This window comes from Nocardia sp. NPDC003269 (genome assembly GCF_042888005.1).
In the GTDB taxonomy this organism is placed as follows: Bacteria; Actinomycetota; Actinomycetes; order Mycobacteriales; family Mycobacteriaceae; genus Nocardia.
Genome location: NZ_JBIAPA010000002.1, coordinates 640,037 through 660,861, shown reverse-complemented (window position 1 = coordinate 660,861; position 20,825 = coordinate 640,037). Strand labels below are relative to the sequence as shown.

General features: G+C 71.4%; 15 protein-coding genes. 7 read left to right on the top strand and 8 right to left on the bottom strand.

The window, feature by feature from the left end; translation table 11 throughout:
• Positions 1-67: 67 nt before the first annotated feature.
• Positions 68-967 (top strand): dioxygenase, encoded by a 900-nt coding sequence (locus ACFYWJ_RS13520; RefSeq protein WP_355282216.1) that lies wholly within the window; start codon positions 68-70, stop codon positions 965-967.
• 39 nt (positions 968-1,006) lie between these two features.
• Here the strand turns inward: ACFYWJ_RS13520 and ACFYWJ_RS13515 are convergent, their stop codons facing one another.
• On the bottom strand, positions 1,007-1,576 hold the full coding sequence (locus ACFYWJ_RS13515) for a TetR/AcrR family transcriptional regulator (RefSeq protein WP_355282218.1): 570 nt from the start codon (positions 1,574-1,576) through the stop codon (positions 1,007-1,009).
• 110 nt (positions 1,577-1,686) lie between these two features.
• On the opposite strand from ACFYWJ_RS13515, the gene ACFYWJ_RS13510 reads away from it, so the two are divergent.
• Complete coding sequence (locus ACFYWJ_RS13510; RefSeq protein ID WP_355282221.1) at positions 1,687-2,124, top strand: hypothetical protein; 438 nt, start codon at positions 1,687-1,689, stop codon at positions 2,122-2,124.
• 65 nt (positions 2,125-2,189) lie between these two features.
• Here ACFYWJ_RS13510 and ACFYWJ_RS13505 read toward each other — a convergent pair whose 3' ends face one another.
• Positions 2,190-2,870 carry a TetR/AcrR family transcriptional regulator gene (locus ACFYWJ_RS13505; protein ID WP_355282224.1) on the bottom strand — a complete coding sequence of 227 codons (681 nt, stop codon included), beginning with the start codon at positions 2,868-2,870 and terminating at the stop codon, positions 2,190-2,192.
• A gap of 95 nt (positions 2,871-2,965) precedes the next feature.
• On the opposite strand from ACFYWJ_RS13505, the gene ACFYWJ_RS13500 reads away from it, so the two are divergent.
• Together ACFYWJ_RS13500 and ACFYWJ_RS13495 are read left to right on the top strand one after the other, a co-directional pair.
• A complete protein-coding gene (locus ACFYWJ_RS13500) occupies positions 2,966-4,243 on the top strand; it encodes a lipase family protein (protein WP_355282227.1) in 1,278 nt (425 codons plus the stop codon).
• 37 nt (positions 4,244-4,280) lie between these two features.
• Positions 4,281-5,837 carry an AMP-binding protein gene (locus ACFYWJ_RS13495; protein ID WP_355282230.1) on the top strand — a complete coding sequence of 519 codons (1,557 nt, stop codon included), beginning with the start codon at positions 4,281-4,283 and terminating at the stop codon, positions 5,835-5,837.
• Positions 5,838-5,873: 36 nt separating this feature from the next.
• Here ACFYWJ_RS13495 and ACFYWJ_RS13490 read toward each other — a convergent pair whose 3' ends face one another.
• From ACFYWJ_RS13490 to ACFYWJ_RS13480, 3 genes are all read right to left on the bottom strand, one after another.
• Complete coding sequence (locus tag ACFYWJ_RS13490) at positions 5,874-11,657, bottom strand: amino acid adenylation domain-containing protein (RefSeq protein WP_355282232.1); 5,784 nt, start codon at positions 11,655-11,657, stop codon at positions 5,874-5,876.
• Between the two features lie 175 nt (positions 11,658-11,832).
• Positions 11,833-12,990 (bottom strand): epoxide hydrolase family protein, encoded by a 1,158-nt coding sequence (locus ACFYWJ_RS13485; RefSeq protein WP_355282234.1) that lies wholly within the window; start codon positions 12,988-12,990, stop codon positions 11,833-11,835.
• Positions 12,991-13,072: 82 nt separating this feature from the next.
• Positions 13,073-13,768: an alpha/beta hydrolase gene (locus tag ACFYWJ_RS13480; RefSeq protein ID WP_355282237.1), complete on the bottom strand. Its 696-nt coding sequence runs from the start codon at positions 13,766-13,768 to the stop codon at positions 13,073-13,075.
• 110 nt (positions 13,769-13,878) lie between these two features.
• On the opposite strand from ACFYWJ_RS13480, the gene ACFYWJ_RS13475 reads away from it, so the two are divergent.
• The gene (locus ACFYWJ_RS13475; protein WP_355282240.1) at positions 13,879-14,838 is read left to right on the top strand and encodes an AraC family transcriptional regulator; all 960 of its coding nucleotides are present in this window, start codon (positions 13,879-13,881) and stop codon (positions 14,836-14,838) included.
• Positions 14,839-14,897: 59 nt separating this feature from the next.
• Here ACFYWJ_RS13475 and nrdF read toward each other — a convergent pair whose 3' ends face one another.
• Positions 14,898-15,860 (bottom strand): class 1b ribonucleoside-diphosphate reductase subunit beta, encoded by a 963-nt coding sequence (gene nrdF / locus ACFYWJ_RS13470; RefSeq protein ID WP_019048442.1) that lies wholly within the window; start codon positions 15,858-15,860, stop codon positions 14,898-14,900.
• Between the two features lie 477 nt (positions 15,861-16,337).
• On the opposite strand from nrdF, the gene ACFYWJ_RS13465 reads away from it, so the two are divergent.
• The gene (locus tag ACFYWJ_RS13465; protein WP_355282243.1) at positions 16,338-17,288 is read left to right on the top strand and encodes a hypothetical protein; all 951 of its coding nucleotides are present in this window, start codon (positions 16,338-16,340) and stop codon (positions 17,286-17,288) included.
• Positions 17,289-17,414: 126 nt separating this feature from the next.
• Positions 17,415-18,395 carry a peptidase gene (locus tag ACFYWJ_RS13460; protein ID WP_355282245.1) on the top strand — a complete coding sequence of 327 codons (981 nt, stop codon included), beginning with the start codon at positions 17,415-17,417 and terminating at the stop codon, positions 18,393-18,395.
• 10 nt (positions 18,396-18,405) lie between these two features.
• On the opposite strand, the gene mgtE is transcribed toward ACFYWJ_RS13460, so the two are convergent.
• Entirely contained in the window at positions 18,406-19,863 is a 1,458-nt protein-coding gene (mgtE, locus tag ACFYWJ_RS13455; RefSeq protein WP_355282248.1) for a magnesium transporter, read from the bottom strand.
• A gap of 355 nt (positions 19,864-20,218) precedes the next feature.
• Positions 20,219-20,800: a TetR/AcrR family transcriptional regulator gene (locus tag ACFYWJ_RS13450; protein ID WP_355282251.1), complete on the bottom strand. Its 582-nt coding sequence runs from the start codon at positions 20,798-20,800 to the stop codon at positions 20,219-20,221.
• Between the last annotated feature and the right edge of the window lie 25 nt (positions 20,801-20,825).

Sequence of the window (20,825 nt, the reverse complement as noted above, 5' to 3'; positions counted from 1 at the left end):
CTCCCAGTTCCGGCGCAGCGCCCGCGCCTACCGTCGTCGAGGACACGGTACGAGCGAAGGAGCAGCGATGGACGACCACGATCTCGGACTCGGGCACGACCTGCGGGTCATGTCGCGACGGCGGATCCTCGGCCTGATCGGCGCCGCGGGCGTGGCGACCGCTGCCGCGGCCTGCGCCTCGGCGACCGATTCTGGCGTCACCGGCACCACCACCACCGACTCGGCCACCCCTGCCGCCGCGCCGCAGGAGACGGCGGGCCCGTACCCGGGTGACGGCTCCAACGGACCCAATGTGCTGATCGAATCGGGCGTGGTCCGCTCCGACCTCACCACCAGTTTCGGTGCGTACTCCGGTGTGGCCCAGGGTGTTCCGATGACCCTCACGCTGAACCTGCGCGACCTGACCACGAGCGCGGCGGGCGCGGGCATGGCGGTCTACGTCTGGCATTGCGACCGCGAGGGCCGGTACTCGCTCTACAGCGAGGGCGTCACCGACCAGAACTATCTGCGCGGCGTCCAGGTCGCCGACGACACCGGCACCGTCCGTTTCACCTCGATCTTCCCCGCCTGCTACGCGGGCCGCTGGCCGCACATCCACTTCGAGGTCTACGACGATCTCGCCACCGCCGTGGCGGGAGACAACGCCCGCCTCACCTCCCAGATCGCCCTCCCGCAGGATTCCTGCGAAGCCGTCTTCGCCGCCGACTCCGGCTATTCGGCGAGCATCCGGAACATGTCCGGCGTCTCCCTGTCCTCGGACAACGTCTTCGGCGACGGGTGGGACGCCGAACTCGCCACGGTCACCGGGACCCCGGCCACCACCATGGCTGTCTCCCTCACCGTCGGTGTCGCCGCAAAGTCGCAGAACACCCAGTCCGGCAACGGTTCTCCCGGGATGCCGCCCGGTGGCGGTCCGGCGGGGTCCCCGCCCAGCGGTCAGGGTCCGGGCGGAGCGCCGCCCAGGTAGCCGACGCAGCGGACCCGGCCCCGACGCGGCTCTGCGTCGTCAGTCGAACTGCACCGTCGCGAGCATCTCGCGCGCGAGCACTTCGGGATCGGCCGACGACGCCAGCTCCGACCCGTCGAGCGCCCCTTCCCGCCACAGCGTCGCGAATCCGTGCACCAGCGACCAGGCGGCGAGCCGGGTGGAGCGCTGCCGATCGGGCGACTGCCCGGACTGCAACTCGGCGATCCCCGATCGCAGCGCCGCGCCCGACCGCGCGCGGGCGGCGAGCAAGTCCGGGTCGTCGGCGCGCAGCACCTCGCGGCGGTACATGATGTCGAACCGGCCCGGGTTGTTCAGCGCGAAGCGGATATAGGCGACCGCGACCTCCCGCATGTCCTCGCCCGCCGCCACCAATTCCGTTGCCAGCAGGTCGAATCCCTCGATCGCCAGGGCAGTGAACAAGCCCGCCCGGTCGCCGAAGTGGTGCGCGGGGGCGGCGTGCGAGACCCCCGCCCGGCGCGCCAGCGCGCGCAGTGACACCGCCTCGACGCCCTCGGCCGCGATCTGCTCGGCCGCCGAGTCGAGCAGCGCCGCCCGCAGATCCCCGTGGTGATACCCGGTCTTGGTCATGCCTCGATCCTGACGCACAAACTTGTCATTGACAAGTTCGACTTTCGGTGTCAATCTTTCCAGTGTCAAGATTGGCAGCAGGCCAGTCGGCACCGCCTCGAGGAGTTCCCATGGCCCCCTTCATCGTTCTCACCGTCGTCACCGCCCTGGCCAGGCTGATCGGCCTGCTCACCGACGTGTCCTGGCTGGATTCCTGGCCCCGCGCGATCGCCCTCGGCCTGGCCGCCATGTTCGCCCTCACCGCGAGCGCCCACTTCCTCGAGCCCCGCCGCACGGCCCTGATCGCCATGGTCCCGCCCCGCCTCCCCAACGCGGCCGCCCTGGTCACCCTCACCGGCGTCCTAGAACTGGCAGGCGCCGTCGGCCTACTCATCCCGGCCACCGCCCCCCTGTCCGCCGCCTGCCTGTTCACCCTGCTCCTGGCCATGTTCCCCGCCAACATCCGCGCCGCCCACGCCGACCTGGGCATCAAATCCATGCCCCTCCCCGCCCGCACCGCCCTCCAGGCCCTGTTCCTCGCAGCCTGCGCGGTGGTAGTCGTCGGCTGAGCCTCAGCTCAGCGAGCGACCGCCCCCACACCCTGCCGGATCGCCCGCTGAGCCGATACGCGGTGTCAGTCCCCTGAACGAGCCGCCGCGGCCGCCAGTCCCAAATGGACGATGTCGGTGAAGGCGGTGAGGTCGCGGATGAGGGTGTCGATGTCGCCGGTGGTGCCTGCGCCGGTGCTGTGCAGCCAGTCGGCGACGGTGTCGAACAGGCCGCCGATGGTGGAGACGGCGAGGGCGTGCAGGTCGATGCCGATGCCGGTGGTGGGGACGAAACCGTATTCGCGCCAGAGGGTTTCGAGGAATTGGGCGGCCCAGCGGCGGTTGGTGCGGCGCTGCTGTTCGACCTTCGCGGAGATGCCGCTGGCCTCGCCGAAGGTGACCTGGGCGACGCGCGGGTCGTCGACGAGGGAGTGGGCGAAGGCGGCGAGGACGACCGACACCACCTCGTCGCGACCGCCGGCGCACTCGGCCAGCGCGGTGGCGACCTCGGCCTGGGCGCGTTCGCTGAGCTGCTGGAGCAGCGCCAGATAGCAGGACTCCTTGCTGTCGAACAGCTCGTAGAAGGCCTTGTTACCGACGAAGGCGGTCTGGCAGATCTGCTCGATCGCGGTATTGACGTAGCCCTCGGCGGCGATGAGTTCGAACGCGGCGGCCAGGATCTGCTCGCGCCTGCGGGCGCGGCGTTGCTCGGCGTCCAGCCCCTGGATGCGCCGGGAACGAACTGGACTCTTCTCGGTCGACGTCACGCAGCTCAGCCTACCGATCGCGCAATATGAACAAGAACTCTTGTTCATAACAAGAGAACCTGCTGTAATCGGGATCACCTACCGAAGGAGATGCCATGCAGCGCAGCACGGCCACCCACCGATCCCGGCGCCTCGGCGTGCCCGCCCTGCTGGCCGTCGTGCTGGCGATGACCGCGAGTCCCGCCGGGGCCGAGGATTTCCAGCTCCCCCCGCTGCCGAACGAGGCGCAGGTCTATCCGGCGGTCGTGCCGCTGCCGACCCCGCAGCAGGACCCCTGGTACGCCGATCCGGCCGACTTCGCGGCCTACGCCAACGGCGACGTGATCCGCAGCCGGATCGTGCAGACCTACGCGCTCGGCCTCCCGGTCCCGGTGCACACCACCCAGGTCCTGTTCCGCAGCACCGACGCCCGCGACAACCCGATCGCCACCGCGACCACCGTGCTGATGCCCGGCATCCCCTGGCTGGGTCCCGGTGCGCGCCCGCTGATCTCGTATCAGGAGGCGATCGACAGCCTCGGCCAGCAGTGCAATCCCTCGTACACGCTGCGCGCGGGCATCCAGAAGGAGGTCGCGCTGATCGGCCAGTTCCTGGCGGCCGGCGCGGCGGTGGTGGTCACCGACTTCGACGGCAAGCGCAACACGATCATGTCCCCGAGCGAAGGCCGGATGGTGCTCGACGGCATCCGGGCGGCCCAGCGCGGCGGCCTCGGCCTCGAGGCGTCGCCGGTGGGCCTGTGGGGGTACTCCGGCGGCGGCAATTCCTCCGCGTCGGCGGCCGAGCAGCACCGCGGCTACGCCCCCGAGCTCGCGCTGCGGGCCAGCGCGCAGGGCGGCATCCCCGGCGACAAGGTCGCGATCGCGCCCTTCGCCATCTCCGGCGCCCAGCCGCAGGCCAACTTCACCGGCTGGCTGGCCATTCTGGGTCTGGCCCGCGAATATCCCGAGTTCGACCAGGCCCTGCAGACCTACCTCACCCCCGAGGGCAAGCAGGTCGCGCGCGATCTGTCGGACCGCTGCCTCTACACCGCGGTCGGCTCCACCCTGCTGCGGCCGGTCGCCGACTACCTGACCGATCCGGCCGCCGCGCTGGCCGCAGCGCACGAGGGGCTCGCCGCGGCGAGCTTCGGCCGTCCCGAGAACACCCCGGACATCCCGCTGCTCATGTGGCATTCGACCACCGACCAGCTGCTGCCCGCCGAACTCGCCATCGACCGCATCGCCGCCGACTACTGCGCGCGCGGGGTGAACATGCGCATGTTCCGGGTGCCGATGTCGGAGCACATCAGTGCCGAGATCGTGCCCGAGCTCGGCACCGTCGCCTGGCTGCTGGCGGTGACCGCGGGCGCCGATCCCGGGCCGACGCTGTGCTGATCCGGCCCGATACCGCCCGCCGACAAGGAGTTTCGCGATGACCTGGACGCACACCGCCGCCACCACGGCGCGGCAGCTGCGCGCGATGCAGCGCGCCGGACTGATCGACCTGCGGCGCCCCGACCGGCTCGTCCGCACGGCCCGCGCGATGCGCACCTACGGCCCGATCGCCGGCGGCATCCTGACCTCGGCCCGCCGCGCGCCGGACCGGATCGCGCTCGTCGACGGCGCACACCGGATCAGCTACGGCGAACTCGACCGGCGGACCGACGCGATCGCGGGCCGCTGGCACGCGGCGGGGATCACCGCCGGCGACACCATCGGCGTGCTCTGCCCCGACGGCCGGCGCCTGGTCGAAACCATGGCCGCCGCGGGCAAGCTCGGCGCCCGGCTGGTGCTGCTCAACACCGGGTTCGGCGCGGCACAGTTGCGCGACGTGCTGGCCAGGGAGCAGGTCGCGGCGCTGGTCCTCGACCCGAGCCTGGCCGCGCTCGCCGAGACCGTCGCCGACGGCGTCACCAGGCTCGACACCGAAGGTCCCGACACCGGGGCCCGTGCGCCCGTCCCGGCCGAGCAGGGCGGCTTCGTCCTGCTCACCGGCGGCACCACCGGGACACCCAAGGGCGCTCCACGCCGGGTCGAATCGCCGTTGGCCGGTGCGCAATTCGTCGATCGGGTACCGCTGCGGCGCGGGCAGACCGTGCTGCTGTGCGCGCCGCTGTTCCACGGCACCGCGCTGTCACAGTTCATCCTGTCGCTGAATCTGGGGTCGACGATCGTGCTGCACGGCAGGTTCGACGCCCGCCGCGCCCTGGACCAGCTCGCCGAGCATCGCGCCGACATGGTCGTGCTCGTCCCGACCATGCTGCGCCGCATCCTCGATCTGGGCCCGGAGGCGTTGTCCGCCACCGATACCGGTGCACTGCGGATCGTGTTCACCGCCGGTGCCGCGCTCCCGTCGGCCCTGGGGACCAGGGCGATCGAGGTCTTCGGCCCGGTGATCTACAACTTCTACGGCTGCACCGAGACCGGCACCGCCACCATCGCCACGCCGCGGGATTGGCTGGCCGCGCCGGGCACGGTCGGCCGGGCGCCGGTCGGGATCACGGTGGCGCTCTACGACGGCGACACCCTGGTCACCGCGCCGGGGGCGGTCGGCACCGTGCACGTCGGCAACTCGATCGCCTTCCACGGGTACTCCGGCGGCGGCTCCAAACAGCTGCGCGGCGGGTTGATGAGCACCGGCGACCTCGGCCACTTCGACACCGAGGGCAGGCTCTTCATCGACGGCCGCGACGACGACATGATCGTCTCCGGCGGCGAGAACGTCTTCCCCGGCGAGATCGAGGACCTGCTCTACCGGCACCCGGCGGTCACCGAGGCCGCGGTGGTCGGGGTGCCGGACGAGGAGTTCGGGCAGCGGCTGGCCGCGTTCGTCGTCCGCGCGGGCGAGCTCGACGCCGAGACCGTCCGGACCTACGTGAAGGCCCACCTGGCCCGGTTCAAAGCGCCCCGCGACGTGGTGTTCGTCGACGAACTCCCGCGCACACCGACCGGCAAGATCGACCGGATCGGCTTGGCGGCGCTGCGCTGACGCGGTGGCGGCGGCGAGGGGTCGCCGCCGCCGGGTTCACGCGCGGTCGAGCGCCGCGGCCAGCGCGGGTCCGATGGTGGTCAGGGCTCGCGCTCCGGTGATGTCCCAGTGGGTGGCGTCGACCGCGATATCGCGGATGTCGCCGCCGATGTGGTCGCGCCACGCGCCGGCGGCCCGCCCCGCGCCGCGATCGTCGCGGCCCGCGGTGAAGAACAGCAGGTCACCGTCGAAGACTCGGGCCCGGTGGGCCGCGCCGATGACCTGGGCGTGCACGATGCCGGCGAAGATCCGGTGCACCCGGTCGGCGGTCAGTTCCGTGAACGGTCCCGGCAGCTCGGCGACCAGCGCGACGGCGTCGGCGGGCGTGAATTCGGCCACCGGCGTGGCGAGTTCGTGGTCGGCGCCGAACTGGCCGAGCAGGTCCCCGACCGTCACCGGTGTCTCGCTGCGGTAGCCGACATCGCCGACGAAGGAGTCGAGCATGGCCAGGACCGTCACCCGCTCCCCCAGCTCCTGCAACCGCACCGCCATGGCGTGGGCGATCACGCCGCCGACGCACCAGCCCAGCAGCCGGTACGGTCCGTGTGGCTGGACCGCCCTGATCCGGGTCACATAGTCCTCGGCCAGCGCGTCGAGCGACTCCGGCGGCGCGGTGTCCTCGGCGATCGTCGGCGCTTGCAGCCCGTAGACCGGGCAGTCGAGTTCACCGGTCAGCCCGGCGAAGCTCCAGGCCAGCCCCACCACCGGGTGGACGCAGAACAGCGGCGCGCCGCTGCCCTGACGGCGCAGGGCGAGCATCGGCGTCAGCAGGGAGTCGTCGGCGCCCGCCGTGTCCTCGGCGATGCGGCGGGCCAGCCCGGCCGGGGTGGGGTCGGTGAACAGCCAGAGCAGGGCGACATCGGTGGCCAGTTCGGCCCGCAGGCGCGCCACCAGGCGGGTCGCGACCATCGAGTTGCCGCCGAGGTCGAAGAACGAGTCGTCCGCGCCGACCCGGTCGCGGCCGAGGAGTTCGGCGAAGACGGCGGCGACGCGGGGTTCGACGGTGCCCGCCGGGGCACGGTAGGCGGCGGAACCGAACGCCGGGCTCGGCAATGCCGCGAGGTCGAGCTTGCCGTTCGGCGTCAGCGGCAGTCTCGCGATGACGACGACCGCCGCCGGAATCTGATACTCCGGCAGCCGATCCCGCAGCCGCGCGCGGACCTCGGCCCCGTCGATCCGCTCACCACCACCGGGCACGACGTAGCCGATCAGCTGGCGTCCGGTCGCCGGATCGGCACGCTCCACGACGACGGCGGCGGCGATGCCGGGGCATTCCAGCAGCGCCACTTCGATTTCGGCGGGCTCGATGCGGTACCCGCGGATCTTCACCTGCCGATCCGCGCGACCGAAATGCTCGAGCGTGCCCTCACGGGTCCAGCGGGCGCGGTCGCCGGAGCGGTACAGGACACCGCCCGCCACAGCGGGATTCGCGACGAAGCGGGTGGCGGTGAGACCGGGGCGGTGCAGGTAGCCGCGGGTCACCTGGGTACCACCGACATAGATCTCGCCGATGACACCGGTCGGCACCGGCCGCAGCCGGTCGTCGAGGACGTGCACGGTGAGTCCGTCGAGCGGTCGGCCGACCGGGCTGCCCGCGCGGTCGTGACCGCCGTCGGTGCGGTTCGCGTGGGTGACGTGCACCGTGGTCTCGGTGATACCGAACATGTTGACCAGCAGCGGTCCGTCCGCGCCGTGCCGATCGCGCCATGCGACGAGCCTGCCCGGGTCGAGCGCCTCGCCGCCGAACACGATGCGCCGCAGGGACAGTGGCGCACTCGTGGCGCGGGCGTCGGCGTCGTCCAGACCGGCGAAGGCCGACGGCGTCTGTCCGAGGATCGAGACCTGCTCGCGCACCAGGAGTTCCCGCAGGTGCTCGGGCGAGCGCGCGGTGTCCTGATCGACCACGACCAGCGCCGCGCCGGTGGTGAGCGCACCCCACAGCTCCCACACCGAGAAGTCGAAGGCCGTCGAATGGAACAGCGCCCAGACATCGGTCGATCGAGTGGACAGCACCCGCCGGGTCCGGTCGAGCAGGGCGACGACCTGGCGATGTTCCACCGCAACGCCTTTCGGCGCACCGGTCGTCCCGGAGGTGTAGATCACGTAGGCGAGGTTCGCCGCGTGGATCATGCCGTCCGGGCGGGCGGGGAGCGGACCTGCCACCCCGTCGCGCCGCGGATCGGTCGGCTGCCGATCGCCGACGGGCGCTGCCACGACCGTCGAACGAGCCGAAAGTTCCTGTGCGGCAAGGATCTCTGCGAGGGTATCCGTGCCTGGCGCAGTGCTGGACTCGACGCCCTGGACGACAAGCCCCTCGGTGATCACACAGACCGGCCGTGCATCGGCCACGAGGTAGTCGATCCGCTCACGAGGGTTCCCGGGGTCGATGGGAACGTAGGCCGCGCCACTGCGCACCACGGCGACGATCGCCACCACCAGCTCGGCCGACCGCGGCACGACCACTGCGACCCGCCGCTCCGGCCCCGCACCGTGCGCGACGAGTTCCCGTGCCAGGTCCGCGCTGCGGTCGTCGAGATCCTGATAGGTGAGGGTGGTGGCCCCCGCCCGCACGGCCACCGCGTGCCGATGCCGATGCGCGGCGACGTCGAACAGATCGCGCAGCGTGCGATGGTCGGCGCGGGGTGCGGCAGACGCCTCGGCCGGTTCGACCAGCGCGATGTCGCCGACCGTGCGGGACGGATCGGCGGCGACCGCGCGGGCGATGCGCTCGATCGTCTCGGTGAACCGGGCGATGGTGTCGCGGTCGAACAGGTCGGTCGCGTAGGTGAGGGTCAGCCGCAGCGTGTCGGCCGCCGGATCCGACATCGTCAGCTGGAGATCGAACTTCGCCGGTGTCGCGGTGGGCTCGACCGGTTCGACGACGAGCCCGCCGAGATCGGCCGCGATCGGCTCGACCCGCGTCTCGGCGGTGAGCACCACCTGGAACACCGGGTGGTGCGCCCGGGTCCGCGGCGGATCGAGCGCCTCGACGACCCGCTCGAACCCGATGTCGGCGTTGGCGAGCGCGCCGAGGTCGATGTCGCGGACCCGGGTGAGCAGGGTCGCGAAGGACTGCGCGAGATCGACGGTCGTGCGCAACGCCACCATGGCGACGAACATGCCGACGAGATCGTCCAGTTCGGGGCCGCCGCGCCCGGCCACCGGCGTGCCGACGACGATATCGGCGCCCGCGCCCGAGCGGGCCAGCGCGACCGCGAGCACGGCGTGCACCACCATGAACTGGGTCGCGCCGTGCGCCACCGCGATCCGGCGCAGGGCGGCGGTGAGCTCGGCGTCGAGCGTGCGATCCAGGACGGCGCCGCGCCCGGACGCCACCGGCGGATGGGGGCGGTCGACCGGCAGGGGCAACCGGGGAGCCAGGCCGGACAGCCGTGCCCGCCAGTACCGCAGCTGACTGTCGAAGGTCGCCGCACCGGCGGGGTCGGCGAGCCATTCCTGGTGTGCCAGTGCGTAGTCGGCGTAGTCGACCGGCAGCGGCGCGAGCTCCGGCGCCCGAAACCGCAGCCGAGCGGCGTAGGCGCCGAGCAGATCCCGCAGCAGGGGACCGAGCGACCAGCCGTCGGCACTGATGTGGTGCACGACGACGGCCAGGACATGCTCACGATCGTCCAGCGCGAAGAGCCGGGTGCGCAGCGGCGGATCGACGGTGAGATCGAACCCGGCCGTGCCGAATTCGGCCACCGCGTCCGCGAGTTCCGCGGGCCGCACCGGCACCGGCCGGAGCGCGGTGCGCGCGTGTTCGACGGGTACGACGTGCTGGACGCCGACCCCGTCGAGATCGGGATAGCGGGTGCGCAGCGGTTCGTGCCGGGCGACGACATCGTCGAGGGCGGCGCGCAGCGCGTCGATCGACAGCGGGCCGCGCAGCCGCACCGTCAGCGCGATGTTGTCCGCAGGCGACCGGTGGTCGATCCGGTTGAGCACCCACAGGCGCTGCTGGGCGGGCGCCAACGGCAGCGACGCAGGCCGGGCCCGCCGGGTCACCGGCGGTCGCGGCACCGCCTGCGCCAGCTGCCGGATCGCGACGGCGAGCCGGGCCACGGTCGGCGCGTCGAACACGGTACGCACCGGGATCTGTTTGCCGGTCGCGGCGCCGACGCGCGCCCCGAGCTGGGCGGCGAGCAGGGAGTTCCCGCCCAGCGCGAAGAAGTCGTCCTGGGCGGCCACCGATTCCACCCCGAGCAGCCCGGCCATCACCGTGCCGATCAGCCGCTCGATCGAATCCGTCGGCGCCGCGCCGCCCTGGGAGGCGAACACCGGCGCAGGCAGCGCGGCCCGGTCGACCTTGCCCACCGGGGTCAACGGCAGCTCGTCGAGGACGATCACGGTCGCGGGGACCGCGTGCGCGGCGAGCCTGCTCCGCGCGAAGGTCAGCAGCGCGCCGGTATCGACGGCCCGGCCCGGTTCGGCGGTCACATAGCTCACCGGCACCCGCGCCCCCGCCGGGGTCTCCCACCCGGTCGTGATCGCCGAGCGCACCGCGTCGTGCCCGGTGAGGACGGCGTCGATCTCGCCCGGTTCGACCCGGACGCCGAGCACCTTGAGCTGGAAGTCGGTGCGGCCGAGGAACTCCAGGGCCGCCGCGTCGCCGCGGTGCGCGCGGACCAGGTCGCCCGTGCGGTACATCCGCGCGCCTGCCGAGCCGAAGGGGTCGGCCACGAAACGCGTCGCTGACGTCGCGGGCCTGCGCCGGTACCCACGCGCGACACCGGGCCCGGCCAGGTACAGCTCGCCGGGCTCGCCCGGTGACACCGGACGCAACCGCTCGTCCAGAATCCGCGCCGACCAGCCGTCGAACACCGCACCGAGCAGCACCGGCTCGCCCGCGAACAGTGTTGCCGCCGTGACGAAGACGGTCGTCTCGGTCGGACCGTAGGCGTTGACGTAGACGCGCCCCGGCGCCCAGCGCGCCACCAGTGCCGGGTCCGAGACGTCCCCGCCGACCACCAGCCCGCGCAGCGTCACGTGGAGGGCCGCGTCGAGAGTCGCCAGCACCCCGGGCGTCAGCACCGCGTGGGTGACCGCGCGCTCGGCGACGAGCTCGTCGAGTTCGCCGCCACCGGTGATCTCCGGGGGCACGATGATCGCCGTCGCTCCGTGGGTGAACGTCAGCATCAGCTCGAGCACGAAGAGGTCGAAACCCGGTGAGCTGACCTGGAGGACGCGCGCCCGCTCGAGCGAGCCCAGCCGCGCCGACACCGCCGCGACCAGCGTCGCGAGCCCGCGGTGCGTCACCGCGACGGACTTCGGCGCCCCGGTCGATCCGGAGGTGTAGAGGACATAGGCGAGCTGGTCGAGATGCGTCGGCGCGACCCGGTCGGCCTCGGTGAGCGGGGCCGGATCGTGCCGCGCGCACCGCTGCGCGAGGTCGGGATCGTCGAGCACCAGCCAGGTGATCCACGTCGGCAGGTCGGCGAGCATCGACCGGGTGGTGATGCCGATCGTGGCCGCGGCATCGGCCAGCAGATAGCGGCGCCGGGCCTGCGGCTGCCGCAGATCGATCGGCAGGACGGCCGCGCCGGTCGCGGCCACCGCCCACACCGCGCGCACCAGCTCCGCCGAGCGCGGCAGGGCCAGCACCACCACCGACTCCGGCCCCACCGCATGCGCGATCAGCTCGCGGGCGAGCCGATGCGCCGCCCCGGACAGCTCCGCGTAGGTCCAGCTCGCACCACCACCGTCGACGACGGCGATCCCCGCGCCCGCGCCACCCCGATCGAGGATGTCACCGAGGATGGCCTGCTGTCCGATCGCGGTCATGCTCCGATTAGATCGGCAACCACGCGGATCGGAAAAGCCCGATTTCCATGGGCAAACCGCAGGTAGCAGCGCGATTGCTAGCATGGCCGGCACTGATCCATGGCCTCCCAGCTCTACCTGGACGCGGCGAAGGCCTTCGACGACCCGGACCTGCGGGCGCCCTGGGACCGCTGAGTCAGCGCAGGCCGCGGAAGAACGCGCGGATATCGCCGACCAGCAGATCCGGCGCCTCCATCGCCGCGAAATGCCCGCCCCGGTCGAACTCCGACCAGTGCACGATCCGCGCGTTGCCCTCGGCGTAGCGGCGGATCGCGACGTCCTCGGCGAACACCGCGACACCCGTCGGCGCGACCGACGGGGTGGTCGGCCAGGACGCGGTGTGCGTCGCCTCGTAGTACAGGGCGGCCGAGGAACCCGCGGTGCCGGTGAGCCAGTAGAGCATCACATTGGTGAGCAGCCGATCCCGAGACACGGCCGCCTCCGGGAGTCCGTCGGCCGGAAACGTCCACTCCTTGAACTTCTCCACGATCCACGCGAGCTGACCGATGGGTGAGTCGTGCAGGCCGTAGGCGAGGGTCTGCGGGCGGGACGCCTGGATCCGGAAGTAGCCGTTGCCCTCGCCTTTGAACAGCGCGAGCCGGTCGAGCCGGGCCAGTTCGGCCGCGGTCATCGTCGCCTTGTCCGCGTCGGTGACCGGCCCGAACGGCAGGAAGCCGACGGTCGCGGCATTGACATGCACGCCGATCACCCGGTCACCGCCCGCCCGCCCGACCTCGGGCGTGATGAACGCGCCCCAGTCGCCGCCCTGGGCGCCGAACCGCTCGTAGCCGAGCCGGTCCATCAGCTCCACCCAGGCGGCGGCGATCCTGGCCGGGTTCCAGCCGGTGTCGGACACCGGACCGGAGAAGCCGTAGCCGGGCAGCGACGGGATCACCAGGTGGAAGGCGTCGGCCGGATCGCCGCCGTGCGCGCCCGGATCGGTGAGCGGCCCGATCACGTCGAGGAATTCGACGATCGATCCCGGCCAGCCGTGCGTGAGCAGCAGCGGCGTCGAGTCGGGCCGCGCCGACCGCACGTGCAGGAAGTGGATGCGCTGGCCGTCGATCTCGGTGGTGAACTGCGGGAAGGCGTTCAGTTCCGCCTCGGCCGCGCGCCAGTCGTAGCCGAGGCGCCAGTATTCGGCCAGCTCCCGCAGGTACGCGACCGGAACGCCGCGGCTCCACTCCGCGCCGGGCTGCTGGGCGGGCCAGCGCGCGTCGGTCAGCCTGCGACGCAGGTCGTCCAGCTCGCTCTGGGCGATATCGATCCGGAACGGGGTGATCGCGTTGCTCATACCAGCGACGCTACGGACGAATCCCGAGCACGGGAACCTGCGACGCCGCCCGCCGGTGAAAACAGCGGGCGGCGTAGCGGATTCAGCTCGCGACGGCGACAGCCGCGGTGTCGATCAGGTCGACGATCGCCCCCGGCTGCGAGGCCAGCGACGCGTGACTCGCGGCGAGTTCGACGATCTCGCGCGGGTTCATCCGCTCGGCCATCCGCCGCTCGTTATCCGGGTGGATCATCCGGTCCTCGGTGGACACCTGGTACCAGGTGGGCTTGACCTTCCAGGCGGGCGCGGTGACGGTGTCACCGAAGGTCGACCCGAGCGGCGCCTTCTGCGTCACCGCCATGACCAGCGCCTCCTCGGCGGTCAGGTCCTGGCAGAAGCTCTCGTGGAACTTGTCCTGCGCGATCCACAGATAGCCGTCCGAATCCGGCGCGATGTTCGCGAACGCCGCGGGCGGGTGCTGCTCGCTGATCGCGACCGGGCTCTCCCCCGCGTCGGGCGCGAAGGCCGCGACGTAGACCAGACCGGCGACATTGGGCAGGTCACCGGCCTCGGTGATCACCGCACCGCCGTAGGAGTGGCCGACCAGCAGCACCGGTCCGTCGACCTGGGCCACCATCTTCCTGGTCCGCTCGGCGTCGTCGGCGAGCGAGGTGAGCGGATTCTCCACCGCGTGCAGCGCCGGATAACCGCGCCGGTTCAGTTCCACGATCACCTTCGCCCAGTGCGCGGCGCCACCCCAGAAACCATGAACCAGAACAACTGTCGGCTTGGCAGCCATGAGATGCCTTTCTCTCGGTCGGGTTCTCGGCGGCCGGATCGTCCGGTGCGTTGCGAGACGATTGACGCGACGAGCAGGATCCACGATATTTGGATGATGAGGCAAATACCATGACCGATGGACCGGGAAAATTTGCCGATCGACCAGAGGCCGCCGATCCCCTCGCGCCCGATACCGAGCTGGACGCCCTCTCGGACATCCTGCACACGGTTCGGTTACGCGGTGATCGCCTCGTCCGCTGCGCGCCGCCGGCACCGTTCGCCATCGCGCTTCCGGCCGGTCTCCGGCTCCTGCATATCGCCGAACACGGCGAGCTCGAGCTGCGCGTCGACGACCGCTCGTTCACCCTGCGCGAGGGCGATATGGCTCTACTCGCCCGCGGTGATCGGCACATCCTCGGCGCGGGCACCCCGGCGCTCGCCGAACGCGGGCTCACCACCGCCGACACGTTCCGCCGCGTCGGCGATCTGGCCGATCCGGCGGCGCCTCGCTGGGTCACCGGCACCTTCGAGGTCGAGGAGGTGATCGCCGACCCGCTGCTGTCGGTGCTGCCCGCCGTGGTGCTGATCCGGGCAGGCGCCGAGCGTGACTGGCTGACCCTGAGTCTGCAACTGCTCGTCGTCGAGATCACCGACGCCAGACCCGGTGCGGGCGTGATGATCTCGCGCATCCTGGATCTGCTGTTCATCCACGCGCTGCGCGCCTGGTCGGCCGCCGACGCCACCGCGCCCGGCTGGCTGACCGCGGCGCTGGACCCCGCCTTCGGCCCGGTCCTCACCGCGATCCACAACCGCCCGGACCACCCGTGGCAGGTCGCCGAGCTGGCGGCGCTGGCCCGGCTGTCCCGCTCGGCCTTCACCGACCGGTTCACCCGGCTGCTCGGGCAGTCGCCCGGCGCGTACGTCACCGACCGGCGCCTCGAACACGCAGCGCATCTGCTCGGCTCGACCACGCAACCGGTCGGCCGGATCGCGGGCGCGGTCGGCTATCACTCCGAGGCCGCGTTCAATCGCGCCTTCCACCGCCGCTACGGCATGCCGCCGCTGCGCTGGCGCAAGCGCGCGCACTGACGAAAACGGCGGCGCACCCGAGCAGGTGCGCCGCCGCCGTCATCAGTGCGGGGGTTCGGTCAGAACTCCCAGTCCTCGTCCTCGGTGTTGACCGCCTTGCCGATGACGTAGCTGGAACCCGAGCCGGAGAAGAAGTCGTGGTTCTCGTCGGCGTTGGGCGAGAGCGCCGACAGGATCGCCGGGTTCACCTCGCACTCGTCCTTCGGGAACAGGCCCTCGTAGCCGAGGTTCATCAGCGCCTTGTTGGCGTTGTAGCGCAGGAACTTCTTGACGTCCTCGGTCAGCCCGACCTCGTCGTAGAGGTCCTGGGTGTAGTCGACCTCGTTGTCGTAGAGCTCGAAGAGCAGCTCGAAGGTGTAGTTCTTGAGCTCGTCGCGCTCGGCCTGGGAGACCAGCTCCAGGCCCTTCTGGTACTTGTAGCCGATGTAGTAGCCGTGCACGGCCTCGTCGCGGATGATCAGGCGGATCATGTCGGCGGTGTTGGTGAGCTTGGCCCGCGAGGACCAGTGCATCGGCAGGTAGAAGCCGGAGTAGAACAGGAAGCTCTCCAGCAGCGTGGAGGCGACCTTGCGCTTGAGCGGGTCCTCGCCGTTGTAGTACGACAGGACGATCTCGGCCTTGCGCTGCAGGTTGCGGTTCTCCTCCGACCAGCGGAACGCCTCGTCGATCTCCTTCGACGAGCACAGGGTGGAGAAGATGGAGCTGTAGCTCTTGGCGTGCACCGACTCCATGAACGCGATGTTGGTGTACACCGCCTCCTCGTGCGGGGTGAGCGCGTCGGGGATCAGCGAGACCGCGCCGACGGTGCCCTGGATGGTGTCCAGCAGCGTCAGGCCGGTGAAGACCCGCATGGTGAGCTGCTTCTCGTCGGGGGTCAGGGTGTTCCAGGAGGGGATGTCGTTGGACACCGGCACCTTCTCCGGCAGCCAGAAGTTGCCGGTCAGGCGATCCCAGACCTCGGCGTCCTTCTCATCGGGCACCCGATTCCAGTTGATGGCGCTTACCCGATCGATGAGCTTCATTCCGCCTCCGCACCTTTCTGCCTCCACCGTTGACCCGCACCGCCGCCGTGCACGAGCTCGTTCACCCTGAACACTACTCGTAGTGGGTGACAACTCCCGTGAGCACAACAGCTTGTGTTGCGGCGCGCCGAACCCGACCACTGCGACCGGACACCCGCGCCACACACGCGGCCCCTATTGTGCGGCACGACCGCCGCCGCGCCACCATCGCATCACCTGTGATCCGCCACCGGCATGCGGCCACGACCCGCCCTGTGAATCCGGCCACTCGCCGTGCTTTGCATTCTCCGCGGGCACCCGGCAAACTGCGGCTGGTGGGTCCTCGGCACGGGCGCGCGATCACGACAGGGGGATCCACCATGCTTCGTCGGCCACTCGGCACCGTCGTCCCGAAAACCGTTCCGGCCGTGGCAGATCCGCGCGCCCGACGACGAGACATCCTGAGCCACACCGCCGAACCGTTCCGGGAGGACTGACGTGCGCCGACTGGTCCCGCTCATCGCCGTGGCCCTGACCCTGCTCGCGTGCCAGCGAACGCAGGCGCCGGACACCATGCCGACCGGCGGATTCTGGTCCACCGCGGCGGTTTCCGATCAGGAGAAGGCGGCGGTGCTGCGGAAGGTGCGGGCGATCGACGCGTGCGCGCTGATCCCGCGCGCGGCGGTGGCCTCACTGGGGACGGTGCGGGATGTGGAGAACGTGCACCCGAACCAGTGCCGGATGGGGATCGCGGTCGCCGGGCACCTCACCGGCATCGACGCGACCTGGACCACCGGGGTGATGTTCTCCGGCGAGCCCACCATGGATGCCCCGGTGACCGAGCAGGCCATGGGCGATGTGCGGGTCCTCTTCGACGACGAGCCGTCCGGTTCGGCCGACCCCCAGGTGCGCGGCAGCTGCCAGGTGTGGGCGCGCTTCGTCGCGGGCGCCGATCTGTCGATGAGCGTGCGCGCGCCGAAGGACGCGTGCACCACCGCGGAGACGCTGATACGGATCGCGCTGACCACGTGGCGCACGGACCCGGCGCAGGGCAGCTCCCCCGACTCGGATCGGACGGTGGTCACCGGGGCCGATCCGTGCGCGGTCGCGCCGCTGCTCGGGGTCCGGGTGCCGGTCTCCGATCAGGCCGTCACCACGTGCAGGCTGACCATCGACGGGCACCAGGCGATCATCACCTTCGACTACAACGAGGAACGCTCGATCACCGACGACACCCCGGCCTTCGCGGTGGGCGCGCGGCAGGTCTACCGGTTCGACGCGCCCGCGGCGCAGTCCGGTATCGCCTCGCTGACCGCGATCGTCGGCCCCGCCATGGCGCCCGGGCCCACCGACGCCCTGCTCGGCCCGCGCGTTCCCACGGTCTCGGTCACCGCCGATTCGGGCGCCGCCGAGCAGATCATGCGCGAGACCCTGCCGCTGCTGCGCTGAGACGGGCGCGGTCACAACGTTCTGGGAACGACCGGCGCGAGATGTTTGCGACCTGGTTGCCCCGGCGGGCAGACTCGATGGTCGGGCGCGTGTCCGAGCCCGGCTCCGTCGAGGACAGGGGTGCTGATGGACCGCAGGATGGCGCTGGCCGCTGCCGCGTTGCTCGTCTGTGCCGGATGCGGCGACGACGAGGGTTCGGCACCCGACTACCACACCTTGCCGCCGCCACCGGCCCCCGTGATGCCCGCCCCGCCACCGCAGTTCTGGTCGCAGGTGCCGCAGGATCAGGCCGGGCGCGACGCGGTGGCCCAGGCGACCCGCCAGGTCGACGTCTGCGCCGTGCTGCCCCGCGAGGCGCTGGCACCGCTCGGCGAGGTCACCGGCGTCACCGTCGGCCTGGACTCGTGCCGGGCGATCCTGGGCAGCGCCACCTCCGGTGCGGGCACCACCCTCACCTGGCATGCCACCCTGCTCTCCGGCCTGACGCCGGGCGGCCGGGGTGTCACCAAGCAGCTCGGCGACGTCACCGTGCGCCTGGTCCCCGACCGCGACGCGGGCGAGCCCCGCTCGTGCGGCGCGACCGCGCACTTCCCGGCCGGCGCCGCGTTCTATCTCGGCCTGTCCACGCCGCCGGGCCGGAATCCGTGCACGGTCGCCGACGAACTGGTCCCCGGCATGATCGACCGCTGGCGGCAGTCACCACCCCAGGGCACCTCCCCCGACACGGTCCCGACCGTGCTGCTCGGCGCCGACCCGTGCGCGGTCCGCACGAAACTCGCCGACACGGTCCCCGACGACGAACAGCGCCTGACCCAGTGCCTGTTCGGCTACCGCGGCGAGAAGATCACCGTCGGCTACGAGTACCGCGTCCCCGCCTACCTGGCCGCCAACAGCACCGAGGAACACATCGACGGCCGCGTCGTGCACCGCTCGGTCTCGGTCTACGACAACCGGATTCCGATCTACACCGCCGCCGTCGGCCCCGAGCTCCCGGCCGAATCCACCGCCTTCGGCCGCCGCATCCCCATCGTCGAAGTCGTCGCCGCCACCGACGACGTCGCCAGGGACGTCATGTCCCGCGCCCTCACCCTGTTCCCCCAGAGCTGACCGGTCCGCCTCAGATGCCGAGGACGAGTTTGGCGGTGGTGAAGTAGATGATCAGGCCGGTGGCGTCGACCAGGGTGGTGACCATCGGGGCCGAGACGACGGCGGGATCGATCCGGAACTTCTTGGCCAGCAACGGCATCGTGCCGCCGATGGTGGCGGCCCAGCCGCAGATGATGACCAGGGTGATGGCGACGACGACGGCGATCTTGGGGCCGACGAAGAGCGTGCCGATCAGCAGGCCCGCGGCGGCGAGCATGCTGCCGAGCACCAGGCCGACCCGGCATTCCCGCCAGATCACCTTGAACAGGTCCGAGGCCCGCACCTCGCCGACGGCCAGGGCGCGCACGCACGCCGTCGCCGCCTGCGCGCCCGCGTTGCCGCCCGCACCGATCAGCAGCGGGATGAACAGCGCCAGGCTGGCCGCCTGCTCGAGCGTGGTGGAGAAGATGTCGGTGACACTGACGGTCAGGGTGGCCGCGAACAGCAGCAGCATCAGCCACAGCGCCCGGTAGCGCGCCAGCTGGAACACCTTGGCGGCCATGTAGTGGCCCTCCCACGGCGCCGAACCGGCCTGCTTGGCAACGTCCTCGCTGTCGGCGGCCTCGAGCACCTCCATCGCGTCGTCGATGGTGAGCAGCCCGACCACCCGGTCCTCGCTGTCGACGACGACCAGGTTGATGTCGTTGGTGGAGCTCATCAGGCGCGCGGCCTTCTCGGCGGAGTCGGTGGCCCGCGCGAACGCCGGTTCGGTGACGACGAGTTCGGACACCATCGCGTCCGGCGCGTGCAGCACCAGCTCGCGCAGCTCGACGATCCCGGTGAGCCGGCGCCCACAGTCGACGACCGGCAGCGTGTACACCGTCTCGGCGTTGCCGCCCTTGGCCCGCACCCAGGACAGCGCCTGCGCGACGGTCAGATTGTCCGGCAGCGCAACGACTTCCGGCGTCATGTACTGGCCGACCGAGCCCTCCGGGTAGCCGAGCAGCGCGGCGGTCATCCGGCGCTCGCGCGGGCTCAGCCCGGCCAGCACCTTCTTGGCCACCTTGGCCGGCGCCTCGTGCAGCATGCGGGCGCGGTCGTCGGGGTCCATCGCCTCGACCAGATCGCGAAAGCTCTTCTCGCGCAGGCCCTGCAGGATCTGCTGCTGGTCGACCGGCTCCAGTTCCTCGAAGACGGTGATCGCGCGGTCCTTGTCGAGCAGCCGGAACACGACACCGGCCTGCACGGCGTCCATCCGGGCCAGCGCGTCGGCGATGACGTGCGGCGGGCGGTTGTCGAGCCACTCCATGGCGCCGTCGACCCGGTGGGTCTCGACGAGGTGGCGCACCGATTCCGACAGGATCTCCAGCGCCTCGGTCACCGAGTGGTCGTCGGTGCCGGACCGACGGTGCTGCTGCGGCGAATCCGCTTCCGGCACAGCGGAATCGGCGGGTACGTGACGTGCTTCGACGAGGTCGATCTGCGACATGGGAGAGTCCTCTGGCGCGACAGCGCGCATGCTCGCGGCGCGGCCGCGGGGATGCTACGAAAGTGGATCGGGAGACGGTGTTGCCCACCGCGGGCGTCCACCACCACGGCTGTCACGCGCAGCCGAACCAGATCGGCCGAGAATCAGCGAGAGAGCGAAGGGGCGACGCCGCGCGGCCTTCGACTGGGGGGTTCGCTGCGCATCGCAACACCACCTCCTCGTCGTCGCTGCAGGCCATCGCCGCTGCAGATCGCTTGGAGTACCCACCCGGGCACACCCTTCCACCAGCAGGGTACATGCGGAGCCCAGACGTTTCATCTTTACACTGACGTACCACTGGTCACAGTGACCTCGATCACACTTCCCGGGGCAGTCCGGCCACGATGGTGTCGACCGCCCGCTCGGCGAGGCCCCACAGCTCGGCGCGGTCGAGATGACGCAGCGGCCCGCGCAGCGCGAGCTCGGCGAAGCCGTGCACGGTGGACCAGCAACTCCAGGTCGCGGCCGGGCGCGCCGCGGGCGCCAGATCGCCGATGTGGACCATCATGTCGAGCGCGTCGGCGAGGGCGAGGTAGGCGGGCGAGTCGCGCACCGATTCCGGCGAGGTGTCGCCCGCACCGAAGAAGGCGACAGCGAACCAGCCCGGCTCGGTCAGCGCGAAGGCGATATAGCCGAGGCCGACCGCGCGCAGGCTGTCGCGCGGGGTGGCCGGGCTCCGGTCGGTGGCCATGCCGGTCGCCATCGCGGCCTCGATCGCCGCCGACACCGCGCGCAGCAGCGCCTGCCGGTCGGGAAAGTGCCGGTAGGCGGCGTTCGGGGTGACCCCGACCCGGCGGGTGACCTCGCGGATCGTCAGCGCGTCGGGACCACCGGCCCTGGTGAGCTCCAGCCCGGCCGCGACCAGCGCGGCGGCGAGATCGCCGTGGTGATAGGCCAACCCTTGAGCTCCCTCCGTCCGAAGT

Bases quoted from the DNA above. Each gene is read 5' to 3' on its own strand.
- ACFYWJ_RS13490 (WP_355282232.1), bottom strand. From the start codon at position 11,657: ATGACCGCGATCGGACAGCAGGCCATCCTCGGTGACATCCTCGATCGG.
- ACFYWJ_RS13485 (WP_355282234.1), bottom strand. From the start codon at position 12,990: ATGAGCAACGCGATCACCCCGTTCCGGATCGATATCGCCCAGAGCGAG.
- ACFYWJ_RS13515 (WP_355282218.1), bottom strand. From the start codon at position 1,576: ATGACCAAGACCGGGTATCACCACGGGGATCTGCGGGCGGCGCTGCTC.
- ACFYWJ_RS13510 (WP_355282221.1), top strand. From the start codon at position 1,687: ATGGCCCCCTTCATCGTTCTCACCGTCGTCACCGCCCTGGCCAGGCTG.
- mgtE (WP_355282248.1), bottom strand. From the start codon at position 19,863: ATGTCGCAGATCGACCTCGTCGAAGCACGTCACGTACCCGCCGATTCC.
- ACFYWJ_RS13520 (WP_355282216.1), top strand. From the start codon at position 68: ATGGACGACCACGATCTCGGACTCGGGCACGACCTGCGGGTCATGTCG.
- ACFYWJ_RS13460 (WP_355282245.1), top strand. From the start codon at position 17,415: ATGGACCGCAGGATGGCGCTGGCCGCTGCCGCGTTGCTCGTCTGTGCC.
- nrdF (WP_019048442.1), bottom strand. From the start codon at position 15,860: ATGAAGCTCATCGATCGGGTAAGCGCCATCAACTGGAATCGGGTGCCC.
- ACFYWJ_RS13475 (WP_355282240.1), top strand. From the start codon at position 13,879: ATGACCGATGGACCGGGAAAATTTGCCGATCGACCAGAGGCCGCCGAT.
- ACFYWJ_RS13480 (WP_355282237.1), bottom strand. From the start codon at position 13,768: ATGGCTGCCAAGCCGACAGTTGTTCTGGTTCATGGTTTCTGGGGTGGC.
- ACFYWJ_RS13495 (WP_355282230.1), top strand. From the start codon at position 4,281: ATGACCTGGACGCACACCGCCGCCACCACGGCGCGGCAGCTGCGCGCG.
- ACFYWJ_RS13500 (WP_355282227.1), top strand. From the start codon at position 2,966: ATGCAGCGCAGCACGGCCACCCACCGATCCCGGCGCCTCGGCGTGCCC.